Source organism: Shewanella sp. 10N.286.52.A9 (genome assembly GCF_041468985.1).
GTDB classification, from domain to species: domain Bacteria; phylum Pseudomonadota; class Gammaproteobacteria; order Enterobacterales; family Shewanellaceae; genus Shewanella; species Shewanella japonica.
This window is the reverse complement of sequence record NZ_JBFRJQ010000017.1, coordinates 39,954-66,611: the sequence shown is the minus strand read 5'-3', so window position 1 is coordinate 66,611 and position 26,658 is coordinate 39,954. Positions and strand designations below refer to the sequence as shown.

19 protein-coding genes are annotated in these 26,658 nt (G+C 40.0%); 3 read left to right on the top strand and 16 right to left on the bottom strand.

The window, feature by feature from the left end; genetic code table 11:
* Positions 1–2: 2 nt before the first annotated feature.
* The 11 genes from AB4128_RS14430 to AB4128_RS14380 form a co-directional block, all read right to left on the bottom strand.
* Positions 3–740 carry a FadR/GntR family transcriptional regulator gene (locus AB4128_RS14430; protein ID WP_065108157.1) on the bottom strand — a complete coding sequence of 246 codons (738 nt, stop codon included), beginning with the start codon at positions 738–740 and terminating at the stop codon, positions 3–5.
* 226 nt (positions 741–966) lie between these two features.
* The gene (locus tag AB4128_RS14425; protein ID WP_372038124.1) at positions 967–1,605 is read right to left on the bottom strand and encodes a 2-dehydro-3-deoxy-6-phosphogalactonate aldolase; all 639 of its coding nucleotides are present in this window, start codon (positions 1,603–1,605) and stop codon (positions 967–969) included.
* A complete protein-coding gene (locus tag AB4128_RS14420; RefSeq protein ID WP_372038123.1) occupies positions 1,605–2,639 on the bottom strand; it encodes a 2-dehydro-3-deoxygalactonokinase in 1,035 nt (344 codons plus the stop codon). The genes AB4128_RS14425 and AB4128_RS14420 overlap by 1 nt, the downstream gene beginning before the upstream one ends.
* Positions 2,640–2,660: 21 nt before the next feature.
* Positions 2,661–3,821, bottom strand: coding sequence for a mandelate racemase/muconate lactonizing enzyme family protein (locus AB4128_RS14415; RefSeq protein ID WP_055024027.1), 1,161 nt, complete (start codon positions 3,819–3,821; stop codon positions 2,661–2,663).
* A 22-nt stretch (positions 3,822–3,843) separates the two neighbouring features.
* Positions 3,844–5,268 (bottom strand): aldehyde dehydrogenase family protein, encoded by a 1,425-nt coding sequence (locus AB4128_RS14410; protein WP_372038121.1) that lies wholly within the window; start codon positions 5,266–5,268, stop codon positions 3,844–3,846.
* 248 nt (positions 5,269–5,516) lie between these two features.
* Complete coding sequence (locus AB4128_RS14405; protein WP_372038119.1) at positions 5,517–6,632, bottom strand: hypothetical protein; 1,116 nt, start codon at positions 6,630–6,632, stop codon at positions 5,517–5,519.
* A gap of 9 nt (positions 6,633–6,641) precedes the next feature.
* Positions 6,642–7,421: an SDR family NAD(P)-dependent oxidoreductase gene (locus AB4128_RS14400; protein WP_055024030.1), complete on the bottom strand. Its 780-nt coding sequence runs from the start codon at positions 7,419–7,421 to the stop codon at positions 6,642–6,644.
* Positions 7,422–7,503: 82 nt separating this feature from the next.
* Complete coding sequence (locus AB4128_RS14395) at positions 7,504–9,093, bottom strand: MFS transporter (RefSeq protein ID WP_372038118.1); 1,590 nt, start codon at positions 9,091–9,093, stop codon at positions 7,504–7,506.
* A gap of 290 nt (positions 9,094–9,383) precedes the next feature.
* Positions 9,384–10,250, bottom strand: coding sequence for an SMP-30/gluconolactonase/LRE family protein (locus tag AB4128_RS14390; RefSeq protein ID WP_372038116.1), 867 nt, complete (start codon positions 10,248–10,250; stop codon positions 9,384–9,386).
* 57 nt (positions 10,251–10,307) lie between these two features.
* Positions 10,308–11,471 (bottom strand): mandelate racemase/muconate lactonizing enzyme family protein, encoded by a 1,164-nt coding sequence (locus AB4128_RS14385; RefSeq protein ID WP_372038115.1) that lies wholly within the window; start codon positions 11,469–11,471, stop codon positions 10,308–10,310.
* Between the two features lie 34 nt (positions 11,472–11,505).
* Positions 11,506–12,924: a sulfatase-like hydrolase/transferase gene (locus AB4128_RS14380; RefSeq protein WP_055024033.1), complete on the bottom strand. Its 1,419-nt coding sequence runs from the start codon at positions 12,922–12,924 to the stop codon at positions 11,506–11,508.
* 768 nt (positions 12,925–13,692) lie between these two features.
* On the opposite strand from AB4128_RS14380, the gene AB4128_RS14375 reads away from it, so the two are divergent.
* From AB4128_RS14375 to AB4128_RS14365, 3 genes are all read left to right on the top strand, one after another.
* Positions 13,693–16,239, top strand: a complete 2,547-nt coding sequence (locus AB4128_RS14375; protein ID WP_055024034.1) for a TonB-dependent receptor — start codon at positions 13,693–13,695, stop codon at positions 16,237–16,239.
* Positions 16,240–16,848: 609 nt separating this feature from the next.
* Entirely contained in the window at positions 16,849–17,322 is a 474-nt protein-coding gene (locus AB4128_RS14370; RefSeq protein WP_055024035.1) for an Lrp/AsnC family transcriptional regulator, read from the top strand.
* A gap of 260 nt (positions 17,323–17,582) precedes the next feature.
* Positions 17,583–18,938, top strand: coding sequence for a sodium-dependent transporter (locus AB4128_RS14365; protein WP_372038114.1), 1,356 nt, complete (start codon positions 17,583–17,585; stop codon positions 18,936–18,938).
* Positions 18,939–19,011: 73 nt separating this feature from the next.
* Here the strand turns inward: AB4128_RS14365 and AB4128_RS14360 are convergent, their stop codons facing one another.
* From AB4128_RS14360 to AB4128_RS14340, 5 genes are all read right to left on the bottom strand, one after another.
* On the bottom strand, positions 19,012–20,205 hold the full coding sequence (locus AB4128_RS14360) for a cation:proton antiporter (RefSeq protein WP_372038112.1): 1,194 nt from the start codon (positions 20,203–20,205) through the stop codon (positions 19,012–19,014).
* 235 nt (positions 20,206–20,440) lie between these two features.
* Complete coding sequence (locus AB4128_RS14355; RefSeq protein WP_372038110.1) at positions 20,441–22,336, bottom strand: CRTAC1 family protein; 1,896 nt, start codon at positions 22,334–22,336, stop codon at positions 20,441–20,443.
* Between the two features lie 75 nt (positions 22,337–22,411).
* Positions 22,412–23,971, bottom strand: a complete 1,560-nt coding sequence (locus AB4128_RS14350) for a sulfatase (RefSeq protein ID WP_372038108.1) — start codon at positions 23,969–23,971, stop codon at positions 22,412–22,414.
* Positions 23,972–24,068: 97 nt separating this feature from the next.
* Positions 24,069–25,016 carry a HEAT repeat domain-containing protein gene (locus AB4128_RS14345; protein WP_372038107.1) on the bottom strand — a complete coding sequence of 316 codons (948 nt, stop codon included), beginning with the start codon at positions 25,014–25,016 and terminating at the stop codon, positions 24,069–24,071.
* Positions 25,017–25,117: 101 nt separating this feature from the next.
* On the bottom strand, positions 25,118–26,485 hold the full coding sequence (locus AB4128_RS14340; RefSeq protein WP_055024040.1) for a hypothetical protein: 1,368 nt from the start codon (positions 26,483–26,485) through the stop codon (positions 25,118–25,120).
* Positions 26,486–26,658: the final 173 nt, after the last annotated feature.

Here is a 26,658-nt window from a genome sequence, read left to right as displayed (position 1 = left end):
GATTAATTGCTGTTTTGAGTCAAAGAAAGTCGAATACTGGCATCATTCAGCAATTTTTCAGTGAGCTTTTCTGCTTTATCACCATCTTTAGCTGCAATAGCTTCATAAACTTCTCGATGAAAAGGCACCGACGCCCCATTTTCACGAGGGTCTTTATTCGTGACTTTAATACTCACTAATAACGCAGAGTAAATCACTCCTTCCATTGACGCTAAAAAGCCATTGTTGGCGGCTTTCATCACTGACTTATGAAACAGTGAATCGGCAATGATAAAATCTTCTGCGGTATTATTAGCTTGAGCCATTCTCTCAACAGCTGATTCGATGTCGGCTAAATCTTCTGCGGTAGCACGCTCAGCAGCCCACCTTGCCGCTTTAGGCTCAAAAGCCAATCGCACATCCATCAATTGTTTTAAAAAGCTAAGATTTGGTGGCGCAGATAAATGCCATGCAAGAATATCGTCATCCAGCATATTCCATTTATCTCTAGATTGAACACGAGTACCAATTCCACGTCGAACTTCTAACAGTCCTTTACTTACGAGGATTTTAACTGCGTCACGAACAACAACTCGGCTAACTTGATAACGGGCAGCTAATGCATTTTCATCATCAATTAGACTATGGGCTTCAAAAGCGCCTGACACAATTCTGCGTCCAAGCTCTTTCGCGACTTGCACCGATAGACTTGGAGACATTCCTTGGGTGCATTTTAAATCGTAATATATTAATTCACTCATAAGTCCTATAGAAACATAGTATGTTTGAAGTGTCAATTGAAAACAATCGACACCTTAGTCTTTATTCTATATTTTTAGCCATTTGTTATAGGTCATAAAAATTAATAGCGGTTAAGTAGCATAAAAAACTAAAAAAAATGCAGCCTTGCGGCTGCTAAAGATACAGAAGTGAAATAGGAAACTAACAAGGTAAAATAAAAAGGTAATTAATTTAGCAATTTATCACTTAATGAATGTTAACGGCGGCTTGATACCCATCAACATAAGACAATGCATTTTGCTTCGTTTGCTCAACTGACATGCCCGCTTTGTATAAACCGCTACCTAAACCAAAACCACTGGCTCCAGCATCTAAAAACGCTTTCATTGTATTTGGGGATACGCCACCCACCGGTAAAATCGGTATCTCTTTTGGTAGCACAACTGACATCGCTTTTAATCCTTTAGGACCAACTGTATCAGCAGGAAATAACTTTAATGAATCTGCACCTGCATTAATTGCGGCGTAAGCTTCAGTCGGGTTTAAGAAACCTGGAACGCTATATAAAGACAGCTTTTTACTGTATTGAATAATGTCGATATCTGCATGAGGCGATATAATAATTCTCCCCCCCGCCTCTTTGACTAAATCAACCTGCTCCTTCGATACTACCGTCCCTGCACCTATTACAACAGAGTCACCATACTTTTCACTCAAGCGTTTGATGCTTTCATAAGGATTAGGAGAATTCAGCGGCACTTCAATTACACGATATCCTGCTGCTACAAGTACATCAGCTATAGCGATCACTTCTTCAGGAGTCACGCCACGTAAAATTGCCACTAAAGGTAATTCTTTTAATGCATCTGTTAATGAAATAGTCATTATCCTATGTCCTTTGATGTTACAAGTTTTGCTTGTTTTGCGATATTTAACATGCCAACGGCAGACGCTTTCGAACTACTAACCGTCGTTGATAGATACCCCAATTCTTTTAATGCTTCGCTGTATAAATAATTAAGTTGTGAACCACCAATAAGATAAATATGTTCAAGATTAGGCGATGATGTCAGTACTGCATTGAGTTCTGCCCCAATGAGTACACCAGAAATATAACTTTTGACATCTGATTCAGTTAAGCGCTGTTCTAACCTTAATGTTCTGGCGCTAAATAAATGATGTAATAATCCACCTTCACGCTGACTGGTATGAACGCCTTTCAAGAAGCTCGCAATATCAAAAGCCATTTCGTTATTGGTGTTAGCTAGACCTTTACCTAAAATGCTATGTTCAACAATCAGGTTATAAACCTCACCAGTCATATGCGTAGATAAATCATCAATTAATGCGTCACCCGCATCACTTTTTGCCATTCTGATCCACTTTGAATGTGTACCAGGTAAACAAAACACCAGTTTTTCAAGTTGTGCGTTATTTAATAAGCCTAACTCTTGTTCCAATAAAGCCACTGCGCCAAATGCCTGTACTTCTTCACCGCGCATGACATCGGGTTGTAAATTACTCGTTTGGCACTTTACTCCTGGCACAATGTGAATATTAAGTTGCGCTTGATTAGTCACTTTATGTAACTGTTCAGCCGCTTGCATGGCATCTGCTGGACAGCTGATATAACCTGCATCACTCCAGCCTTGCGCACTGCCAACCATTCCGGCCATCAGTATTGGCAAGCGGCTTTTGGTATTTGAACTGTTTTCCGTTTTGCCTTGATCATTTATCCAAGGACTTATCTGTTGTAATAAGGTTGATTCGAATTGCTCTTTGTCTAAATTAAGCATGCCTTTTGCTGCGCTTACTTCAGATAATATTTGACCCCGTTGATCCAATAAGAAGGATCTAAAGTTACTACTTCCCCAGTCAACCGCGATTAACGCAGGTTGAGATGATGATTTTTCTATCATGAGAATGTTCTCGATATACTATTAAGAGACTTCGTAATGCTTAATAAAGTCAGGATCTGGCTCGACTCCGATCCCTGGACCTTGAGGTAAAGCAACACTTCCTTGATTTTCCTTAACTTGTTTAAGAATGTTTAATGGCTCTTTTAACAAGTCTTCACGAAATCTATTTGGCGTTGTGTCATATTCGAGCATAGGTTGAACTGGATGGGCTGCACCAGGCAAATCGGGTAATGCAGCCAAAAGGTGTAAGTTTGTGCCTACCGCAATGGCAGAGCCCCAAACATGGTTAATCACAGGAATAAAATGTGCGTGCGCCATTGCGAGCACTTTTTGATACTCAGTAATCCCACCAAGTGCACAGACTTCTGGCTGTAATAAGTCAACGCAGCGATTTTCAATGAGATCTCTAAAGCCCCAACGAGTAAACTCAGCTTCGCCACCAGCAATAGTCATATCTAAGGCTTCACATAAATCGCGATACCCTTGTTTATCTTCTGGTGCCACAGGTTCTTCAAACCAATAAACGCCGAGGTTTTGTAACTCACGTCCTAGTGGAATCGCTTCTCTTGCGGTGTAAGCATGATTAGCATCAACCATTAAGCGCATGTCATCGCCAATGCCTTTTCGTACCGCTTCGACTAATTTAATATCACGCTCAGGGCTTAATCCAATTTTCATCTTGGTTGCGTTAAAGCCCATCGCTTTTATTCTTGCACTTTCATCAGTAAATCGAGCTTCAAGATCATCGTAGCGCTGTAACATCATCCCATAACCATAAGCAGGAATACGTTCTCTAAACGCACCGCCAAGTAGCTTATAAACGGGTTGATTGTGGAATTTTCCTGCAATGTCCCACAAGGCAATATCGACACCTGATAAGGATTGGATTGGCATCCCTTTCTGACCATGATCTCGCATCAAGTTATAGACTTTGTGCCAAATCACTTCTCTGTCTAATGGATCCATCCCCAAGATCATTGGTTGGATAACTTTCTCGACTATGGTTTTGTTAGCAAAAGCAATCCCGCCGCCCCCAAAACATTCACCCCAACCTGTAATCCCAGCATCTGTTATAACCTCAACAAGGTGGGTTGTTCTTTGGGCGTAATATTGCTGTGAATAACCCAATTCTTCTTCAAGATCGTATTGCAGTACGTGACTTTTTATTTCAATAATTTTCATGAGTAACTATCCTAGATACTGATTAAAGAGCACGTGAAATACGTTTGTAGCTAAGGTAATCGTCGAGCGCTAGCAACGAACAATCTACCCCAACTCCTGACTGCTTGATCCCAAAGTGCGGCAGATTAATCGCATATTTAATGCCGTTAACTTGCACTTCGGCAAACCTCAGTTCACTCGAAAAATGGGCAATTCTGGTTTCGTTTTGGGTGAAAATATATGAGGTTAAGCCCGCATCAGTATCATTAGCATCAGCTAGCACAGCCTCATCGTTTGAGAAGGTTGAAATACAAATAACGGGACCGAAGATTTCTTCCTGATATATCGCCATCTCTGGTGTGACACCCGTTAAAATGGTTGGGCTATAGTAGTAGCCTGTCTCTAATCCTTTTGGCTTTCCGCCACCTGTAAGTAGTGTTGCACCTTGTTTGATTGCATCCTTAACGAGATTATCAATACGAATCCAAGAAGCCTCATCCATTAAAGGTCCCATATCGATGTCTGCATTTTTATCGAAGCCGACCTTAACATTGCTTGCTTTAGTCAGTAGCATGTCGATAAATTGTGCAGCGATCGTTTCATCCACAAATACGCGGTTTGGTGTTACACAAATTTGACCCGCATTACTGAATTTAACGCCACTTATGACATCAGCAGCAGTATTTAAATCTGCATCTGCAAACACAATAGCGGGCGCATTACCACCTAGTTCCATTGAATATCGTTTGATCGATGTCGCACCGGTTCCAATAACATGTTTACCTACATTCGTTGAACCGATTAATGTTAAAAGTGCTGGAATAGTGGATGACGAAATAGCATCACCGACTTTATGATCAGGACCCGATATGATGTTAACAACACCTGCAGGCAAACCAATTTGAGCGCAAAGTTCACCTACTGCATAAGCTGATAATGGTGTTTTTACCGAAGGTTTAATGACAATGGGACAGCCTGCAGCCATCGCAGGACCTATTTTGTAAGCCAAATTAAGTAAAGGAAAGTTCCAAGCTAAAAACGCGGCAGCGACCCCTAACGGTTCACGTCTTAACTCATGTGAATGGGTGCCCTCTTTGTCTTCGAGCGGCTCTTGCTCCATGGTTAACATCGCATCAGCATAAAACTCTAAACTATCGACTAACATTTGGAAATCATCTTTCGTTGATGACCAAGGCTTTGCCATTTCTAGCTGAATACAATCTCGTAAATGCTGCTCATTTTCTACTACCGCATCACGGAGTTTAAACATCCAATCAGTACGCTCTTTAATCGATGTTTTCGACCAAATCGGAAATGCATTTTGTGCTGCCACTAATGCTTGCTCAGCATGTGGAATATCTGCAGCGGCGATACTGCCTACAGGTTGCAATGTTGCTGGATTAACAACATCTGTCGTTACATTGCTTGTAACAAGCTCGCCACCGATATAAAGTTTTTTATAAAGCATTAGTACAGCTCCATTTGTATCATTCTAAAACATTACTCGTTGTTAACTGCTTGCCTAGTTAGCGCAAAGCTAAGTCACCTATTAATAGGTCTCATCACAAGTAAAAATTCACAACCACATAACATGATAACTATTTAAACATATGATGTTTAAAATAACAATCCTATCGGCAGAGATTCTCTTAAAATTGTTAAAAAAATGTTTTACCCTCGACATGGGTTTAAAGCAAGATTGGTTAATTCAGACAGTTATTCAATAAAACAGCTAACACTCCAGCTGTGCTTGCCGGTCGCAGGAACCTGCGCATATTCATTTTTAGTCATGGCCTGTTGCAGTGAGTCATGTCCGCCTATACAGGGCTCCAGCCCAACAACATAGGCTGGCGCTAATGCACTTCCTGACCATCCTTGATAATTGAGCCAAAGACCAACATGACTCACTTCATCTGAATAATACGAAAAGCCACAGCGCTGCGCACCGTTCTCACGAGTCAGTGCAACTGTGATCAAGTTATTTTGAGCATTGTTATTCATGGGCTTACTAAAGAGCTTTGATGCAAAATGGCTTTGTTTGTCCATCACGTAAGATAAACAACAAAATTGAGAATATCGCTGATTATCGCAGGACTGACTCGCGAAGGGCTGATTTAAAGCCTGAGCACCTACTTTAAAGGTATGATTTTCAATTAGGCTATCGAGATTGGAAGGAGCGTAAGAGTATGGCCAATGAATTACTGACTCTGAATGATTAAAAAAACGATTAAAGCCATTATCTGTATAAAATTGTTTTACGTTGTCACTAAGTTGTATTTGCATGCCAGGTTGCGCAGCAAATATTGGATGCATTGACCACATATAAGGCAGTGGATTAAGACCAAGATTGGCCAGTTGATAGTGAATAACAAATTCATGACTGTCTTTATGTAAAGTAATACTGCGAGTAAATTGATATGGCAGCTGCCTACCTTGGCAACATAAAGACAATGTCACAAAGTTATCAGTTTCGATGATTTTAGTAATCTTCCAAGGTAAGCACCATAGTTCACCGTGATCTGGTAGCGCTAAATCCTTATAACCTTCTGCTGAGTATATCTCTTGCTTAATACTTGGAAAACATTCATCCCAACCTCCCGTATCGAATCCATTAATAAAGGAGTCGCCATATTCTGGCACTGACATCTTAGAATAAGGTGACTGCTGCAACCATTCATATTGATTCGTTAACGACTTTAACGAGACAATCTTAGCCCCTAATTCAGGTACAATGCTCATAGATACACGTGCATTAGCTAAGGTAATCACTTCAACATTGGTTTCTTTCTTGCCTGATAAAGCCTTTACGAAAGAACGAGTCAGCGACAACATCAATGATAATTAATCGTGATAAATAACAGAACGTCCACCGTCAACAACTAAACTTTGGCCAGTCATAAAACTTGAATCGTCTGAGGCTAAAAATAATGCAGGCTTGGCAATTTCAGCTGTTGTGCCATTACGTTTCAATGGATGTACATCGCCCATTGCTTTACGTGAGCCTTGTGGGTCATCGGTATTATCCCATGACTTGAATGCCATAGGCGTCTCAATCATACCTGGACATAACGCATTTACGCGGATATTAAATTGGGCAAACTCAACCGCCATATTTCTTGTTAACCCGATAACGGCATGCTTTGTCACTGCGTAAGGAAAGTAACCCGGTACAATTTTAAAAGAATGAACCGAGCCCACATTGACTATGCTACCTCGTTGATGCTTTTTCATGTATGGGTACACAGCTTTACTGCAAAACCACATTCCATCCACGTTAACTGAAAAACTTTTTTTCCACGCATCTACGCCCACAGCATCTATATCATTGCCTGGACTTATTAATGCAGCATTATTGATGAGTATGCTTGGCTCACCTAACTCTGCGACTGTATGAGCAACCATGGCATTGACTAATGTTTCATCTGAGATATCCACGGCAAAAAAAGTGGCATCAAATCCTTGAGCAACAAGTTGACTTGCCACTTGCATACCTAGTGCTTCGTTCCTATCAGCAATACACACTTTAGCACCTTGCAGGCAAAACTCTTGTGCAATAGCAGCTCCAATGCCATCTGCGCCGCCTGTAACAATCGCAACTTCACCTAATAAACGTTCAGACATAGTTATCTCTATTATTGTTTTGTGTTATTGATATTTCTTGTATGAGCCAGTTTTAGGGTTAATGCAGCTCATTTCTTTGCCACTATTTTGCAGTGACCAAGTCACGTTCAATCGCTTCAATCGTTTTACCTTTTGTTTCTGGCAAGATTAACCACATTACAATGCAGCCAATAAATGCCACGCCACCATAATACAAAAACGTATTGGCAGCGCCCATATTTTCTAATTGCCACGGGAAAAACTGCTGAATATTCCAACTTGATATACTTTGCACTAATGCTGCGAAAGGTAAAGCGACACTCCGTACTCGACTGGAGAAAATTTCTGAAAATATGACCCACATGATTGGGCCAATTGACATGTTAAAAGCAGCGAGAAATGCAAATAAACCGAACAATACAAAAGCTGGATTAATATTAATTGATGCGTTAATCACAGCGCCACTCACTAACGGCAACTCTTTTTTGGTATATACACTCGCTAAGTCAGCTTTGAGTTCAACGTCTGTTTGGTAGTGTTTACCTAATAACGGTAACAATTTATCGGCATCAACTTGCTGCTCTGCAACCTTTTCAATCACAGGTTGGTTAATCACGTAGCTTGCATTATCAAAACCATACCAAATAGAGACATGGGCTAAGGTAATTAACAACAAGCCAATCACGGTCAGCGCTTTTCGACCCAGTTTTTCAACGGTAAAAATAGCCACTAAGGTAAACAACACCGACACACTACCTAATACAATGGTCTGCAAAAAGGTGTTTTCTACACTCATGCCTATTTGTTCAAATACGGTAGGCGCATAAAATAGCACCGCATTCATACCCGTTGCCCCTTGAACCACCGCATAACACACGGCTATTAACACTAAAAACCGCATTGGCTTACTGAATAATAATTTAAGTTGCTGCATCACTGACTGGCTACTGTCTTGCTTAACAGTTTGTTTAATCTCTGCCATCAAAGGGGCAACTTCACCCTGCTCAGTAATTCTTTCAAAGACTGTTTGGGCTTCTTGATCACGTTGTTTACTGATTAACCACCGAGGAGACTCAGGGATGGTCAATAATAGTGAGAACCATATGATGTTAGGAATAATTTCGAAACCTAACATTAATCGCCAAATATTTTCATCTGTTAATGATTCAATGTTTCCAATTGATTTTACAAGGAAGTAATTAATAATAAATGCACAGAGGCTGCCTAAGGTAATTAATAACTGATTGACCGACACAAACTGACCACGCTGTTTAGCTGGCGCTATTTCGCCGATATACATGGCGGACACTGTGATGGAGGCAAAAGCAACCCCACCGATAAATCGGCCTACCACCAACATTTCATAACTTACTGCAAATGCTGATATAACTGTTGATAGTGAATACGTAAGCGAAATCCCAATCAGCACCTTTTTACGCCCAAAACGTTGACATAAACTGCCTGTAAAAAATAACGCTAGAATAACCCCAACAATCGCACAGCCCACAACATTGCCCGTTTGCAGACTGGTCAACTCAAATTGAGAACTCACATAACGAAGTGCGCCAGAAATGTTTGCAGCATCAAGTCCAAATACAAATCCACCGAAAGCGGCAATCATCGAAAATTTAATGGCTTGAATATGTTTATTCGTTTTTGTTATAGCGTTGTCTGCGGTTGATGTCTCTATCACGATGAAATCCCCAGTTTTTTGCAGTCAGTTAACCTTGCTTATGTCTGGTAAATTCACTTGAGTTTCACCAAGGTAAAATTTACTGATAAGAGGGTTTAGTTATAATTTATTAACAAGATTTAAACATATGATGTTTCAATAGGCAATATGTTTATGGAAATGTTAATAAAATTATTCCTGAGCTTAGAAAGTCCGGATTTACTCAGAGATGAAGGAATTCATCCAGAATGAGAATGACGAGATAAAAAAACGGAGTCAGTGACTCCGTTTAATGAAAAAACAACAATAATCTAGGCAATGATCACAGCTGGCTCATATACGCCCTTAATCTGCTCAGAGACTAACAGTGTTGTGCCATGTTCATGCGGTAATACAGGCTCTTGTTCAAGTCCACATTGCGCTGTCGTCGTATATAGTTGATGGGCATTAGCGCCTCCGAAACCAGGACAAGTTGGCCGCAGAGTCCCAACATCAATGCGTGATAACTCTTCACCTGATGGTGAAATACACACCACACAAGCGCCATCCCATAGTGCTATCCACACATTGCCACTTGCATCAACAACAGCCCCGTCGGGTGAAAATTTTGTTGAAGAAAAATCTGCAAATAACGTCGGCTTAACGCCCGCTAGCGGTGCACCATTTTCAGGGTCTAGTTCAAGACTAAACATTTTCTGCGACTGAGAATCGGCGTAATATGCCCGGCAACGAGACTTATCAAAGCACATCCCATTAGGAATAGTCAGTTCTGAAATATATTGAGTCAGCTCACCTTGATAGTAACGATAAAAACTGCCTTTATTGAGAGTTGCCTCGTTATCCATGGTGCCGATCCAAAAGCCGCCCCAAGGATCTGCTCTTCCATCATTACTGCGATTCGTTGTTAATGTATGTTCTACATTAATAATTAACACTGTTTTTTGAGTTAATAAGTGAAATTGATATAAGCCTGTTTCTGTCGCAATTAATAAATGGGCTTCATCAATCCAGCCAATGGCCGTGGCCATTTCGGCTAACTGATATTCCACAGTTTGTGTAGCACTCTTACCTCTGATTAATTTATTGGGAAAATCAACCCAATAAAGCGTTTGCGTAAGTGGATGCCACAACGGGCTTTCACCAACATAGTTAATTCTTGCATCAAAAAGCTTATTCATAACATCCCTTGTAACACATGCTGTTATTTTGCTGCATTCAATCAGTCCCTAGTCAAACTACCAATTAGTATGTGAGCCATCACGTTTACTTAAATGCGGCGCTTCAACTTCAATCGGCGTCGCTTTTCTAAACGCGGCTTCATTCACTTCGACACCTAAGCCGGGTAATTCAGGTACCGTAAATTGAGGGCCAGATAAAGTATGCTGCACAGGAAATAGTGCCTTATCATGGGCTCCAAATGGGCTGAATGGCCCTTGATGGGTTTCCATTAAACCAAAGTTAGGCAAAGCTGCTGCAAAATGATTGGTTGCGGCAGTACAAACTGGCCCTAGAGGGTTATGAGGCATGACATCAATATAATGCGCTTCTGCCCAGCCTGAAACCTTCATCGCCTCAGTGAGACCACCAATATTACACACATCCACACGTAAATATTGCGTCAAACCTTGCTCAATATAAGGCTTGGCAGCCCATTTAGAGCTAAATTCTTCGCCGATAGCAAATGGAATGTTTGTCATGGTTCTTAACGTTTTGTACGCATCAGGTGATTCGTGACGAATAGGCTCTTCAATAAAATCTAAGGTGTCTGGCGCTAAACGCTGACAAAATGAGGCGGTTTCGGCCACGCTCAACCTATGATGATAATCAATACCTAAGGTAATATCTGGCCCCAGTATTTTGCGTAAGTCATTTAAACAGCGAGCTGTGCGAGTGATAGACTCTTGTGGTTCAAAGTAAACTGGATCATCAAAACGACTCGGTATCACTCGAATGGTCGTCCAACCTAACTCAACTAAGGCCAAGGCCTCTTTGGCAAGTTCGTCAAGTTTATCGGGATCAGCCTCTGTGTAACAGCAAGCAAAACAAGGAATAGTGTCACGCTGTTTGCCACCGAGTAATTGATATACAGGTACATTTAACTTTTTACCCAGTATGTCATACAAGGCGATATCAATTGCAGAGATGGCAGCGGTGACAACACGGCCACCTTCAAAGTAATGGCTGCGGTATAATTCTTGCCAAATACGGCCAATTTGTCGTGCGTCCTTACCTTTAAGGAAAGACGCAAAGTGTTTAACAGCTCCCATCACTGCATATTCACGATTGGATAAACCTGATTCGCCCCACCCAACGATACCGCATTCAGTCACGACTTTAACAAGTAACTGATTTCTTGCGCCAACGCAGCCCAACAAGGCTTCTACTGATTCAATTTTCATTTGTATTCACCGGCTTATTATTTTGTTTTTATACTTATTGAGTTGCAGGCTCACGATATTTATCCATTCTGTCTAAATCGTATTTTTCAAACTTACGCTTTAGTAACCATCTTGGGCGTTCAAGCGTTAATTCCCAATCGAATAATGACTTAAACATTGCTCTCACACGCTCAGGGTGTTTCGCAGCTAAATCGTGTTGCTCGCCTGTATCAGATGCTAGATTGTATAACTCTGCAGGTCTATCAGGGTAACGAATAAGTTTCCAGTCTTCGTCACGGATAACGGCTCTGGTTTCCTTTTTCCAGTACATGACTGGATGTGGTCGTGAAGTATTTTCACCATTAATGTACGGAACTAAATCCACACCATCTGTATCAGTAACAGTATCTAAACCACCCGCCGCAGCGACAAAAGTAGGCAGTAAGTCGATTGTGCTTACAGGATAAGTATAACGCTGATTTTCTTTAATTTTAGCAGGCCAACTCATAATAAACGGCACACGGATACCGCCTTCTAAGTGATTTGACTTTGTGCCAGCTAAAGGGGCATTGTTTGATGCATTCTTATCTGATGGCCCACCATTATCATTCGTGAAAACAACAATAGTGTTATCAGTTAAATTCAATGCATCTAGTTTGTCCATGACGACACCTGTTGCACGATCCATTGCTAATGTCATAGCAGCGAGTTCTTGATGTTTTCCTGTTAAATGAGGAAATTGCTTTAAATCTTCTGGCTTTGACTCAAGTGGAGTGTGCACAGCATTAAATGCTAGGTAAATAAAGAAAGGATCAGATTGGTTTCTTTCGATGAAGTCAGCCGCGGCATCACCCAAAATATCAGTTAAGTAACCTTCTCGTTCTTCAAAGTTACCCATGCCCTTTTCAAGTTGTTTATCGTACATAATGTCATTGATATCACTATGTGTAGTGTCAGGGTAAGGAAAATAACTGCGGTCGCCACCTCTGAAACCTAAAAACTCATCAAAACCACGATTTAATGGATGAAATCTATCTGCACTACCAAGATGCCATTTACCAAACACAGCGGTTTTATAACCTTGCTTTTTAAGATAATCAGCCATGGTTAATTGATCTAGTGGTAACCCCATTTCAGCACCATCTAAAGCCGAGTTATCACTCATAAAGCCAGGCACATTGATTTCTTCATAACCAAATCGTTGTTGATACTTACCTGTCATAAGCCCAGCTCTTGAAGGGCCGCAAGTTGCATCGCTGACATAACCTTGCTCAAAAATAACCCCTTGCTGTGCAATATCATCCAAATGTGGCGTTTGCATAACCTTACTGCCCTGAAATCCAAAGTCTCCATAACCTGCATCATCGGCAAAGATTAAAATGATATTAGGTTGTTCAGTGACTTCTTCGGCAAAGGTATTAAAAGACAAGGTACTCGATAACAATACCAGACTGCCTATTATTGATGCTTTCATTTAGAAAATACTCCATTTCATATACACGATGATTTACAACTTCATGCTGACAATCGTGACTTACAAGCTAAGGTCTTTACGCCATAAACACTAATAAGGACTAACTACATGCCCAGCGACTATATAGAACGAGCATAGACAACATGACATTAATACCGACATCACTGTTAAAGGATTGGCGACCTCATATACTCAGCCAAGCCGCAACATATTGTTAACCTACCTTAAATCAACACCAAAACATAGCAATTTAATAAACATATGATGTTTGAATTTATAAACAATGTTTTCGAGCTTACCTAACAACTAGCAATATTTAACAGCAGCAAATCGATTTCGCATGATAATGAAAAGTAACGTTAATCATTGAGGTTACTGTAAAAAGACATCAACAACCTGTCCTAAATTCTATCTCTTTTATTGATAAACCATCCTTTTTGAAATCTTTGCTTTTGGTTGTTATCACCACAATAAATTGATTTTTTTATTTACAAAAATACCACAAGCTAGGACAATTTCACCAATAAATAACAGAAAATCAATGCGATAGACCGTGGAAATAACAAAAGTTTAACATGTTGCACATTTAAACATCATATGTTTAAATACTTCATATGAACTGTATTGCCTGTTTTTTATACATATACCAACAAGCAGGTTTTAATACATCGTGAACAGTTAGTCGTCGTTTACTCGGTTCATTTTGTATGGGGGGGGAAGTCACATTCCCGCAATGAGACATAAATAATAAATACACGGAGTAAGAAAATGCCGAAATATAGTAAATTGCACAAAGCAATATTGCTGGCTGGTTGTTCTTTTGCAGCCACATCAAGCAATCTATATGCGCAGGATGGAACGGATAATGCTGAACAGGCCGCTTCAACAAAAGATATTGAAGTCATCATGGTCAGCGCGCAAAAGCGTGAACAAGCATTAAAAGATGTTCCTGTTTCTATTGAAGTACTCGATGGCGACTTAGTTCAAGAGTTAGGCGTACAAAATGGCTTTGATCTTGTTAAATACCTACCAGGTTTTGGTATTGATGAAAGCAGTGAAATCCGAACAACTACACTAAAATCACGTGGTATTGGAACATTCACTAACTCTATTGGTTTGCAATCATCAAATTTAGTAGTCATTGATGGTGAAGTTTTACCTCGACAGTCAATGCTTAACCTTGCGGTCGCTGATGTCGAACGTGTTGAAGCTTTACGTGGTCCACAAGGTACCCTATTCGGCCAAAATACCTCCACGGGTATGCTGCATTATGTCACCAAAAAACCTAATTTAAATGCTGTTGGCGGCAATATCCGAACTGAAGTCACTCAAGATAACGGTATTGATGTTAGTGGTGTAGTAAATGTACCGATCGGTGATAATTGGGCATTCAGAATGAATGCACAATGGAGTGAAGTTGATGGTTGGATCGACAATACCATGCCAGGTCATGAAGATTACAAAATCGGTGAACAAGATAAATCAGGACTTCGTGGCCAACTGTTATATGACGACGGCGAAGACTTTAATATTTTATTCCGTGCAGAATATGCTGAAACAGATACCAACTGTTGTTCTATGACTCAAATTGGACCTGTAAACCCAGATTACGGGCCAAGACCTATTATTAACGTGAAAGATGACGGTACTATCGAAGGGACAACCTACAACCGTATTAATTCATCTAAATCATTTGATGATGTTGGAAAACCAGTTACTGCACGTAACCCAGAAGCGAACTATGGTTCTACTGAAAATTTAGGTTTTTCTATCGCAGCTGACTATTATCTGAATGACGATCTTACCTTATCGTATAATGGTAGCTACCGTGATTTTGACTTATATAATAGCTCTGGATTCTTCACTCTAAACTTCCCATTAGAGCGCTCAGCCTTTGGTGGTAATGAATCTGTCGATGTGAGCCAACACGAAATACGCTTAAGCTCTTTTGATAATGAAAAGTTTGATTGGATTGTCGGTTTGTTCTACCACAATACTGAAGGTCAACGTTCTGAAAACCGTGATGGCTGTATTGCAGGTAACTTCGGTTTTATTAACGGTGGAGAGTTATCTGGTTGTTATGACCGTCAATCTACCCGTAACTTCTTAAGTATGTATGAAGGCCAAGTATTCGATGAAAGCATGATGGCTGACTTGACCCCAGGGCGTTTATTATCTGGTGGTAACTTCACAACGAATTTCGAAAACTACGCAATTTTTGGTCAATTTGAATATCAAATTACTGACCAGCTTGATGCAACTTTTGGTTTCCGTGCATTACATGAAAACGGTGAAGCAACATTCGAGCGTACTGACTTGTTCACTCCTGCTGATGGTATCGGAATGGATACATACGCCGATGTATTAGCCATGTCGCAAACTGACCCATCATTAATTAAACGTCAAACTGAAAAAACAACGTTTTCTGATTCAGATGATGCCTTTATCTATAAAGCAGTTATCGGCTACGACTTTACTCGCTCTATCCGAGGTTACGTCAACTATTCGACTGGTTACAAAGGTGCATCTTACTTTGTAACAACGAATACGAATCCAGCTGATGCCGATCAATTCCCAACTAAACCCGAACAATCTACTAACTTTGAAGTTGGTTTACGTTCAGGCTTCTTCGATAATGATGTGTTATTTAACATCACCTACTTTGATATGACTGTTGAAGACTATCAAGTTCGTGCAACACGTGTTATTGACGAAGAAAACGGCGTTGTGTTTGCAGGTTATGTTAATGCGAATGAAGCACGCTCTACTGGTTTTGAAGCCGATGCAATTGTCGATATCACCGAAGATCTTCGTTGGACAGCAAGTTACGCTATCTTTGATGCACGTTATGAAGACTTTTCTGATACGCCAATCAACTGTCCTGCTGGTGACGGTGGAGAGTTAGCAGATCGTTGTACTACTGATCCAGTAACTGGTTTACAACGCTTCGATCAAACCGGTCTTTCATTCCCGAATAATGCCGAGCAGCAATTGTTCAGTACGCTTAAATACTCTACCGAGTTCGGTAATACTGGTTGGAACGGTAGCTTACAAGCTAACTGGCGTTATAACGGTGCACATACTCAATCAATTAATGAATTAGCACTAAACCAAAGTGCTAACCCATCATCAAGTATTTGGGATCTGTACTTTAACTTTGGCCAAGATAATTTACGTTTCAGTTTATACGTGAAAAACTTATTTGACCAAGCTTACACTACACGTCAAAACACCAACCAAGAAGGTTACGGTCAAGGGTTCTACCCACGTGATTGGAATCGCTTTTATGGTGGCAGTGTTCAGTATATTTTCTAAGTTGACACTGATTTAACTAAAGTCACATTTGATACATAGCTAACTTTGTGGAGGCTGCCCCAACAGCCTCCAAATAATAAGGTTACATTCCTTATTAAAGGGGCCAGCTAAATGATGACAACTGAGTTATTTAACCGCTGTATTTAAGCAATCGACAACGTATTTTGCATCCTTTCTGCAACTTTCGTTGTCGATTTTTCTTTAAATATCATAATGTAATTTTAATATTCAACCTTCTGGTGTATTACCTTCATTAAGACTTGTATTTATTCTTTACCGTCTTAAATTAATAGGTTTTACTCGATAGCATCACGTTATTGTTTGCCAGTATGGGTATCACTCGGTATCCGCCCTTCTGTTCAGTTTTAACGAATAAGCATGTAAGCTTTCTGAGCGACTCCCCGCGTAAAGTCAGCTTCATGCTTATTGGTTACTGGTTCGGTTTTAATTATTGCAAATGAGTCAATGAGTAACAGTATTTACTGGCTATACTCAGTTAATTACAATAAGTCCTAACCCGCTTATAATTGACCTTTACTAGTTTTAATGAACATGTCGTTTTCACATTAACCCATGTTGTTATTTCTTAACGAGAGTGATGAATAGAATATGACCAATTTAGTATTAGATCCCACAGATTTTGCCATATTATCGTTATTGCAAACCCATGGCAGGCTCTCAAATCAAGATCTAGCTGCAAAGGTTAATTTGTCACCTTCTCCTTGCTCAAGGCGAGTTAAATCTCTTGAAGAGGCAGGTTATATCAATGGTTATGCAACATTACTCAATCCTGAGCAATTTAACCTAAAACTCACCGTTTATATCCAAGTCAGGCTCGCTAAACATGCAAGTGATGTATTAAACGCATTTGAGTTATTCATTAGTGAGTATGATGAAGTACAAGAATGCTGTCTGATAACGGGCAGTGAGGCTGACTATCAACTCAAAGTCTTAGTTAAGGATATGGAAGATTATAAAGAATTCTTACTTAATAAGTTGACCACAAACCCGCATATTGTGGGTATTCAATCCAGTTTTGTACTCAAAAAAGTAAAAAGTACCACTGCAATTCCTATGGGTTGACCCTGCCCTTTGTGAAGTAACTCTCACTTTGCCTAAGTCACTTAACTCAAATTAAATTGCGTCAGTTAACGCAATTGATAAAAACATAACAACAAATTGCTATGGTTAGCCAAATAAAAGAATTTTATTTCAAAAAATAGAATCTAAACATATCATTTATTGCTCATTAACTTATCGACCAAGCTATTTTATTCATTGACCCATTATTGATTTTCACTATGATGCGCTCTCTTTTTTAACATATAGAGTTAAGCGTAAGCATGAGCGTGAATACAAGCGGACAATTTAGTTCAAGAATCGGTTTTATTATGGCTGCAGCAGGTTCAGCTGTAGGAGTGGGCAATATTTGGGGGTTTCCTACACAAGCGGCAACCTACGGCGGTGGTGCATTTTTATTAGTTTACGCGTTACTGATCGTATTGCTGGGTTACCCGATGTTGATGGCGGAATTAATGGTCGGTCGTCATGGTCAAACTAACCCAGCTGATTCAATGGCAAAACTTGGCTCAAATGCCCTTTCAAGAAAAATAGGTAAAGCCATTGGCTTTGTTTCCATCATTACCGCTACGCTCATTTGTACTTTTTACAGTATTTTATCTGGTTGGTTTGTTAGTTTTGCATTAGCCCCCGTTGCAGAACTCTCTCAACAGCAATCACTTTCAGCTTGGCTCACCGAATTTTCAGTATCACGTAATTTAGTGTTCACATTAGTGTTTATTGCATTAGTTATCTTAGTCATCAGACAAGGTGTACAACAGGGTATTGAACGCTGGTCAAAAAGATTAATGCCACTACTGTTAATCATGCTTATTGCTGGTGCGATGTATATCTTGAGTCAGCCTGGTGCAATTGAGGGATTAAAAGCCTTATTGGTACCCGATTTTACTATGGTATTTCATACTGATGTTTTGGTTAGCGCACTAGGGCAAACCTTTTTTTCATTATCTGTGGGTACGGGCGCAATGATGGTTTATGGCGCTTATTTAAATAAACAAGAAAATTTAGCCAAGCTTACTGCATACGTGACTCTCACGGACACCTCAGTAGCATTTCTGGCCGCGCTGATGATTATTCCAGCAATGTATGTCGCACAACATAATGGGGTGCAAATATTTGCAGAAGACGGCAGTTTACTCAATTCTGATACATTAGTGTTCACAGTATTACCGGCATTATTCGACTCAATTGGTGGGTATAGTCAATATATACTGGCTATTGTATTCTTTGCCTTAATGACCATAGCAGGCTTAACGTCAGCGATATCTATTGTTGAAGTACCCACCAGTTACATAGTAGAAAAAACCACTATTAGCCGAAATAAGGCGACATTATTGGTCGGCGGGGTTATTGCAATCCTTGCCTCATTAATCGTGTTTAATTTTGCTAGTTTATTTGGTTTTATTATTACCATGACAACTGAAAGAGCTCAGCCATTAATTGCTTTGTGGATTGCGGTATTTGTTGGCTGGGTATGGCATAGAAATGATTTATTAAAAGATATTGCCAATCAAGAAGGCGTAGATGCAGATAGCTTGTTCTGGCGAGTATGGCCTGTTTACGTCAAATTTATTTGTCCACTGCTCATTATCGTTATCATTATGCAGCTAGTTAACTAACGCTATCATTCGCGGCATAGGCATCTGTCTCAGATTTACATGCAGACTCATGTCTATGCCGCTTTGTCTTGGCCTAATTCACTCGGCTGCTTATCCATTTCGATAATGGTTTTGCTGTCATACCGTGCAAAATTAAACTAATAAACACAGTACAGATTACTGTCATTGCCATGAACTCTCCGCCCGGTAAATCTCGCTCGAGCATGATGACAACAAACACGATTGATGCAAGCCCTCTAGGACCAAACCAGCCTAAGAATAACCGTGACGCCACGTTTTCCCCTTTAAGGCCTAGGGATAAGAATATTGGCAACATTCGCACTACCGTTAAACTTAGCAACGCATAAATCAGCATAGTCCAGGTAAATGCTTCAAACGCACGACTGATAATCACCGCCCCAAAGAGCATCCAAGTTAGTAGCGCTAAAATCTCGCCGATGCCTTCAGTGGGTAATATCATTTTATGTTTGTGTTCTTTCATTAAGTAGCCAAATAATAATCCGCCCGAAAACGCTGCGATATAACCACTTCCCTCTAATGATTGCGCAATAGCAAAACAACAAAGCGCTAAGCTAAGAACAATATTTTGGCTCCAAATTTCAGTAATCCAATTTTTGCTATAACAGTAATGAATCAGTTTACTGGCCAAATAACTGGCAGATAACCCAACAATTAAGCCAATGCCTAGTTCTTCTAATAAAAACTCAAATGCAATATGGGTCACTTGCCCTTCTACAACGCTACCCGCTGCTAACGCAAGAAATACGAACAGAATAGGCACACATATGCCGTCGTTAAGGCCACTTTCAATATTTAAGCCTTCACGCAACTTTGATGGCACTATTGGGCTCGTCACTACAGCTTTACCTAACGCAGCATCTGTCGCTGCCAGCATAGTCGCAAGGGCTGCGACTTCGTAAACACTCAAATTAGGAAATAATAAGTATCCAACAGCAAAGCCCATTAAAATAGCACCAGGTAACCCGTAAAGCAGCATTCTTGATGGAATCGCAATATGGCGCTTTAAAATGGATAAATTACTGTTTGACGCATCACAAAATAACACGACAGCTAAGGTAAAATCTGCGAATACTCTCATGCCTGAACCATCAACGCTTTTGCCTAACCAGCCAAGCATCTCAGGCCCTAATACAAAACCAACAACCACAAACACCATAGGCCCGGAAATCATCGAGTTTTCGACTCTGCCAGCGATTAAACAATAACTGAAAGCAAAAATAGTTAAAATTGCTAACTCTTCGTACATAACTCAATCTCCATATTGAGGTCATTAAGGCAAAAAGTCCGAGGCTTAAGCCAATCAATATTGTGTTTATTACCATTGAATACTGCGTCGCAATCATATAAGCCATAACTTCTTAGATTGAAAAACAGTGACTTATATCATCCTAAGCTATGATGATTATTTCACCAACCCTTATTACCAATAAAAACGCCCCGATATTATCGAGGCGTTGTTAACTTAGTCGTATTGATAAGGTTTAGTTGACGACATTGATTTGATTCAGGTTGATATTGGTTTGTTTTAGATTTTCACCATTAGTCCATTTAACATGAGCAGAATCCACTTTTTCACAACTGCCTAGACCAAGGTGTAAATGCTTATTATAAGACTGAGTATACGGCGCTCCTGTTGCACCAACTTTACGTGAAAGAGTTTGGCCACATGCCTTCAATAACACCACGGCTCCCATAGCTGTGGCATCGTTTGATGGCGAATTGCCAATGTCTAGCACAACATAATTGGTATTGTCTTTCGCTACCGACTCATTTTTAAATAGGTGCCATTGACCCCGTTCATTAGCATAAATGATATCGACAAAACCATCTTGGTTATAATCAAAGCTATCACTGCCAGCACCTAGCGCGCCTAATTCTTTCGAGACGACTCCATGCCCTTTTGCAAGGGTAAACTGTCCTTGACCATTATTGAGCCATAACAATTGACTTGTTTCAGTTGATAAATCACCTTGTTTTATGACTAATAAATCTTGATGTCCCGAATTAGTGAAATCGGCAACGGTCACACTTGAAGTATGCTCGTTGACCGCTAAATTAGCTTTTTGAGTCACATCAACAAAACGTCCGTGTTTATTTTCTAATAGTAAATCAGTCGGTGCACTAGGTTGCACATTCGCATCATACTGTTTTACCCCTTTTATAACACCGGTGGTCGGCGAAAATGTATTACCAGCAATGCGCCAAGTGTCATTGCCTATATATCCGACATACATGCCTTTATTAGGCAGTTTATCGGGCCAACCTAAGGCATTACTGCTCACAAGTTTGACATTTTGGCCACGATGACGCTCACCTTCAAATTGATATTTATAAGTGCCTTCACCCACAAAAATATCTTGGCTTGGATAAGGTGATTGATAATTTTCTAACTCGAAAGTGTCGCCAATGACCAAGTCTTTAAACCGAAATTTGCCACGTTTTGTATAAAACGCAAAAGTGTTAGATTTTTCATCGAAAAAGGTGTCACCCGCTTCTAATGGCCTTGCTCTTGTCAGGTATAAATCAAAGTCGCCATCATTGTCATAATCTATTTCAGCAATGCCAGTAACATGCCTAATATCCTGTTCAAATAACGTATCGGTGACATCTTGGTATTGATAATCCCCTGTGCCTTTAAGGGCAATCAGCCTGTTATGACCATAAATTAATAAGTCATCTATCTGATCTTGATTAAAGTCCGTGATAAGTACCTTTTGTCCATCTTGATAGGTTTGAGGTAAATCTGTCACATGTACAATATTGCCTTTACCGTCATTTTTGTAGACAAAGTTTTCAGAATCGCTTTTAGGCTTAGGCCCTTTTGCTCGTGAAGGAAAACCCATTAAGAGCAGGTCTAGGTCGCCATTATTATTAGCATCAAAAAACTTACTGGTTCGGCCTCGTAAATTTTGTAGCGGTGGTTTAAATTCATTTCCCTCGATGATTTCACGGCCATTAAAATGGTAAAGCTTTGCATTGCGAGCATTAGAACCCGAGCCACCGCCACGTGAAATGAGTACGTCTAATTTGCCATCATTGTTGTAGTCACTTACACCAATACCATGCATATCACCGACAATCAGATCATAACCTTTGTCGTAAACGCCATTATTGTTCCAATATAGTTTGACGCTATATCCATGATCAGTCAGTAATAAATCCTGAAAGCCATCTTGATCAAAATCGGCAATGACTGGGTTATCCCATTTACGGCGATTCACTATCTCAAGTTTGATGTCTTCGTGAGTGTCGCTAAATGACACCAAAGGCTTCACATTATCGATGTTATTATTATCGTGGGTGGATTGACAGCCGCCTATAGCCATCATAACGGCAAGGCTAACAAGTGAAAGGGATCGCTTTGATAAATTATGCATTTGTACATCCTGCTGCAATGCATCACCGTAAGGGCTTACGATGATGACTTAACTAAACACGGAAAAGTGTGGTGATTACTTTTCGGTAGAGTAAGTTTTGTCAAAACGTGGCATGCCATGTAGACGCCATTCCGCTCCTTCAAAGTTTTCGTGAAACCATAAAGGCTGTTTATTATCCCAGCTCCACTTTTCCATCTCACGAACCATATCATTCAATTTATTGCGGTGCTTTGAACTGAGATCTTCAGTTTCGTTGGCATCAGTTTCGACGTTAAACAGTTTCCAGGGTTGTTGACTGTGTTTTACAGCTTTCCATTCATTACGTCTCACTGCCGCATCACTATAGCCTTTGCGATGACGAAGGACATAAAATAATTCATCTTGATGAGGGTTTTTATTGGCACTGAATGCTGGCCATATGTTCTTACCGTCTAAACGTTTCTGTTGCGGGACGTCTGCGCCAGCAAGCGCTGCAAAAGTGGGATACAAATCCAATGCTAAAACAGGATGTTCAAAACGTTGCCCTGATGCCACCTTGTCAGGCCAATGGAATAACATCGGCGTTCTGTAACCACCTTCATAAACACTGCCTTTACCTTCTTTTAAAGGATAGTTATTGGCGCCTTTACTTAACTTGCCGCCGTTATCACTCATAAAAACGATTAAAGTATTATTAAGTTGATCAGTTTTATCGAGCGTTTCAACAATCTGACCGACACCACGGTCAACGGCGTACACCATGCCAGCATAGGTTTTACGTTTTTGGTCTTTGATAGTTGGAAACTGATCCATATCAGATTGTTTCGCCTCAAGTGGCACATGCGGTGCGTTATAAGCAAGATACAAGAAGAAAGGTTTATCATGCTTGGCGGCGTCAGCGACAAAACGGCTCGCTTCACGTGAAAGAGCATCAGTAATGTATTCGTTTTCGTCTACTTCTTTACCATTATGCTCAAGAGGCAAAATGTAGTGATTGATATTCGTATTCCCCTGCTTTATCTGCTCTGCATATTGCGCTTTGAATTGTTGTGGGAAATAATTGTGACCGCCTCCTGTGAATCCATAAAAGTCATCAAAACCACGAGCATTTGGATGGAATTCAGGCGCTTCGCCAAGATGCCACTTTCCAACAGCGCCGGTGTTATAGCCATTACTTTGTAATAGTTTACTAATAAACTGTTCTTCTAACGGCACCCCAACAAACGAGCCTTTAGTCGGTAAATTAAATTGAGAACCTATTTTATGCGGGTATCGACCAGTCATGAGTGCTGCTCGACTTGGGCCACAAAATGGATGCGCGACATATGCCTGTGAAAAAGATGTCCCATTCGCTGCCAGTTGATCTAAATTAGGCGTTTTAATTTCCTTTGAGCCATTAAAACCGACATCGTTGTACCCAAGATCGTCAGTTAATATCAATAAAATATTAGGCTGTTTACCCTTCGTTATTTCAGTATTAGCATCAACCGATAACGCTGGTGCAGCTTCTGCTGATACAGAAATGGCCAGCATTGCCGTTGTTAACAGTGCAGTCATATTTTTAGTTGTGATATTACGCGTTAACGACTCCCCGATTAGCGCACCACGCCAATGACTCACAGCCTCAACTATATTATTTATCCGTATATTATTCATAACATCCATTTCTCTATCGCTAAGTTATTATTTATATTTAACATTTTTGCCAAATCTTCTCTGTGATGACACAAGGTATTACTGATAATTACTTCATTTAAATGACACCAAACTCATACAATAAAGCTTCAATATGTTGTTGATGCTCGGTAGATAAACTATGCCCATTTTGTGCGTGTAACATTGTTAAGGCATTAATTAATTGAGGATCATTCAATTGTCTTTGGCCTATCACTGTTAAGGCTGCATTACTGACATCGTTATCAACGTCAAACAAAGCTTGTTCAAGTAATTCAATCTCATCTTCTCGCTGTACAAGCCCAATCACTTCTATTGCCGCGGCTCTTACTTCTGCATAGGGAGAGTCGTAAAAAGGCTGATATTCCAGATTAAAAGACTGTGTTTCAGCGTCTGTCATTGCCCCTGTTTGACTAGTGAGTTGAATAGCACGCTTAATGTATTCAGGCTGTGTAATTGCATGTAATTGACGTCTTAACGCTTGTCGCTGCTCTGCGGTTATTTTATGTGAAAATTTTTGTTCCAATATTTCGAATGCGATTTCATCATCCGGGTTATCTAGTACAAAATTATATAACCCCTTGGCCACCTCTTCTTTAAAACCAGCACTTTCTTCAACTACCATGTTAATTGCTAAGCTTTTAGCTTGAGCGTTTTTTATTGAATTTATTTCACCTATTAACTCAATAAGATTTAATTCCGTATTTAAATTGTTCAGTTTATTGTTTAATCCGACCAATAATTGGCAGCTTGTTGTAAATTCATTTATGGCATTATTTGGCAATGTATTAACATCAAAATCTGCGATAAAACGACGCTGTAAAGCGCGTTTGTTTTCTTTGCTATTACCAAGATGCAATTCACTAGCTAAATGATGCGCTTCTTCAGCAGCGGTAATAAACTGATTTCCCTTTAAAGAAATAACGGCATATCGGTATCCCGCAATACTTGAAAATAAGCTGGCAACTAAGATGAGCAAAACCACAGTGAATGCACTTAGCTGAACTCGCTTGTTTGTGATATCCATATAGCCCCATCAAATATCAACTGTGCGGTAAAGTTAATTACCGCACTGGGTTAAGTATTAATAACAAGCCAATATATGGTTTGCTTCACGGCAATTAAGCATTATTTATTAATCCAGGCTGTTGCAGGCTTATTGTTCAGCTTTATTGCATCTTCACGATAAAATACTTTCGTTGGACGCTCATAGTTGCCAGTTTTAATAATATTGGCATTTGATATATCTATCCCAAAACGACCTTTAGCAGAGGTACCAACCGTATTGCGATTTAACGCCGAAGCTATTAACACTGGTGCCATTGGCTTAGTATGCCAACGACGTCCTGATGGATCATTTGGAAAATCTGCAATTTTCGTTCTGCCAACACTTTCACTTGGTTCAACAAAATATTGTGAAGAGGCTCCAATATCTGCCAATGGTGTATTTTTGGTTTTAGTTAACGAAATACGCCCAGTAAACTTTGTTCTTTCAAAATAACCACGACTGAATGTATTAGAGTCGCTGGAATTGCTCATAATAGTAAAAGCACTATTCACGCCGCGAATGTTTGAGCCGGTAATGTCTGAACATATTTTCTGATGGGGTTTGAGGAACAAAGCTGCCATTCCTTCAGTGTTTTCAATATCAATCATCTTAATATCAGCGATGTTACCCACTCTTGGCCCAGCCTGATTTAAATAATCAGAAGGACGGCCACTACCAGGTTCTAACCTAATCGTTAACCCACCCTCAGCGTCTAAGTTTTTAAGACGCATTTTCTTACCACTAAATAGCTGAATTAGGGCATAGCCTGCTGCCACTTTGGTTGCAGAAATATTTTCTACTACGCCTTTTTCGGGGATCCGGCCATAAGTTGCGTTATTAGCCACCGTTCTTGCATCACTGTCTGCCACCATAAATAACGAAGGGAAAATAGAATAGTTATCTTTGATGTTAAAGTTTGATAATGCGAAGTTTTTGACATACCCCACTCTGACAGGAATAGCATTAGAGAAGATGGCACTTTTATTTACGTCTATATTAAAACGACCGCTACCCGTTGAGGTTATTTCAACATTCTGCATTAACGGCGCACGGGGACCTTGGCCATTGCGGTTTAAGTTAAATAGCACTTTATCTGCCATTTTAATGGTTTTGCCTGACTGAATTTCTAACCTTACATTCGCTTTAAGATCGATTTGAGCTAATTTGATGTCGTTGCCCATAACTTTAACAACACCGCCATTTGCTTTATTACTCGCACGGTTAATTGCAGCCTGCAGCTGACTCGTTTGCTGCGATGCGTTTCCTGATAAATTGACTGTTTCTGACGTTCCAGTCACTTTGTTAGTGAAATATCTTCCTTGATTACCAATACTTGCAGCTTCTGTTGACGTGCTATAAGTCATTGATGCAATAGAAAGCGTTAACATAGTTCCCATTAAACAATGCTGAATTGTTTTACCTATGCTTTGATTAATAACGCTATTCATAATGTCTCCTAATTGAAATTATTTTTACTGCTTTGCCAACATTGGAGCCGCAAAAACCCAGCTTTTAGCCATTGGCCAAAAGCTGTTTCCAATCTAAAACAGGGGTTAGTGGCAATGAATGCCGAGGTTTACGGTGATCAGTATTGTTATGTCAAACCGACCAACGTAAATTC

Coding starts and splice junctions, on each gene's coding strand:
- AB4128_RS14430 (WP_065108157.1), bottom strand. CDS start 740: ATGAGTGAATTAATATATTACGATTTAAAATGCACCCAAGGAATGTCT.
- AB4128_RS14425 (WP_372038124.1), bottom strand. CDS start 1,605: ATGACTATTTCATTAACAGATGCATTAAAAGAATTACCTTTAGTGGCA.
- AB4128_RS14420 (WP_372038123.1), bottom strand. CDS start 2,639: ATGATAGAAAAATCATCATCTCAACCTGCGTTAATCGCGGTTGACTGG.
- AB4128_RS14415 (WP_055024027.1), bottom strand. CDS start 3,821: ATGAAAATTATTGAAATAAAAAGTCACGTACTGCAATACGATCTTGAA.
- AB4128_RS14410 (WP_372038121.1), bottom strand. CDS start 5,268: ATGCTTTATAAAAAACTTTATATCGGTGGCGAGCTTGTTACAAGCAAT.
- AB4128_RS14405 (WP_372038119.1), bottom strand. CDS start 6,632: ATGTTGTCGCTGACTCGTTCTTTCGTAAAGGCTTTATCAGGCAAGAAA.
- AB4128_RS14400 (WP_055024030.1), bottom strand. CDS start 7,421: ATGTCTGAACGTTTATTAGGTGAAGTTGCGATTGTTACAGGCGGCGCA.
- AB4128_RS14390 (WP_372038116.1), bottom strand. CDS start 10,250: ATGAATAAGCTTTTTGATGCAAGAATTAACTATGTTGGTGAAAGCCCG.
- AB4128_RS14385 (WP_372038115.1), bottom strand. CDS start 11,471: ATGAAAATTGAATCAGTAGAAGCCTTGTTGGGCTGCGTTGGCGCAAGA.
- AB4128_RS14380 (WP_055024033.1), bottom strand. CDS start 12,924: ATGAAAGCATCAATAATAGGCAGTCTGGTATTGTTATCGAGTACCTTG.
- AB4128_RS14375 (WP_055024034.1), top strand. CDS start 13,693: ATGCCGAAATATAGTAAATTGCACAAAGCAATATTGCTGGCTGGTTGT.
- AB4128_RS14370 (WP_055024035.1), top strand. CDS start 16,849: ATGACCAATTTAGTATTAGATCCCACAGATTTTGCCATATTATCGTTA.
- AB4128_RS14365 (WP_372038114.1), top strand. CDS start 17,583: ATGAGCGTGAATACAAGCGGACAATTTAGTTCAAGAATCGGTTTTATT.
- AB4128_RS14360 (WP_372038112.1), bottom strand. CDS start 20,205: ATGTACGAAGAGTTAGCAATTTTAACTATTTTTGCTTTCAGTTATTGT.
- AB4128_RS14355 (WP_372038110.1), bottom strand. CDS start 22,336: ATGCATAATTTATCAAAGCGATCCCTTTCACTTGTTAGCCTTGCCGTT.
- AB4128_RS14350 (WP_372038108.1), bottom strand. CDS start 23,971: ATGAATAATATACGGATAAATAATATAGTTGAGGCTGTGAGTCATTGG.
- AB4128_RS14345 (WP_372038107.1), bottom strand. CDS start 25,016: ATGGATATCACAAACAAGCGAGTTCAGCTAAGTGCATTCACTGTGGTT.
- AB4128_RS14340 (WP_055024040.1), bottom strand. CDS start 26,485: ATGAATAGCGTTATTAATCAAAGCATAGGTAAAACAATTCAGCATTGT.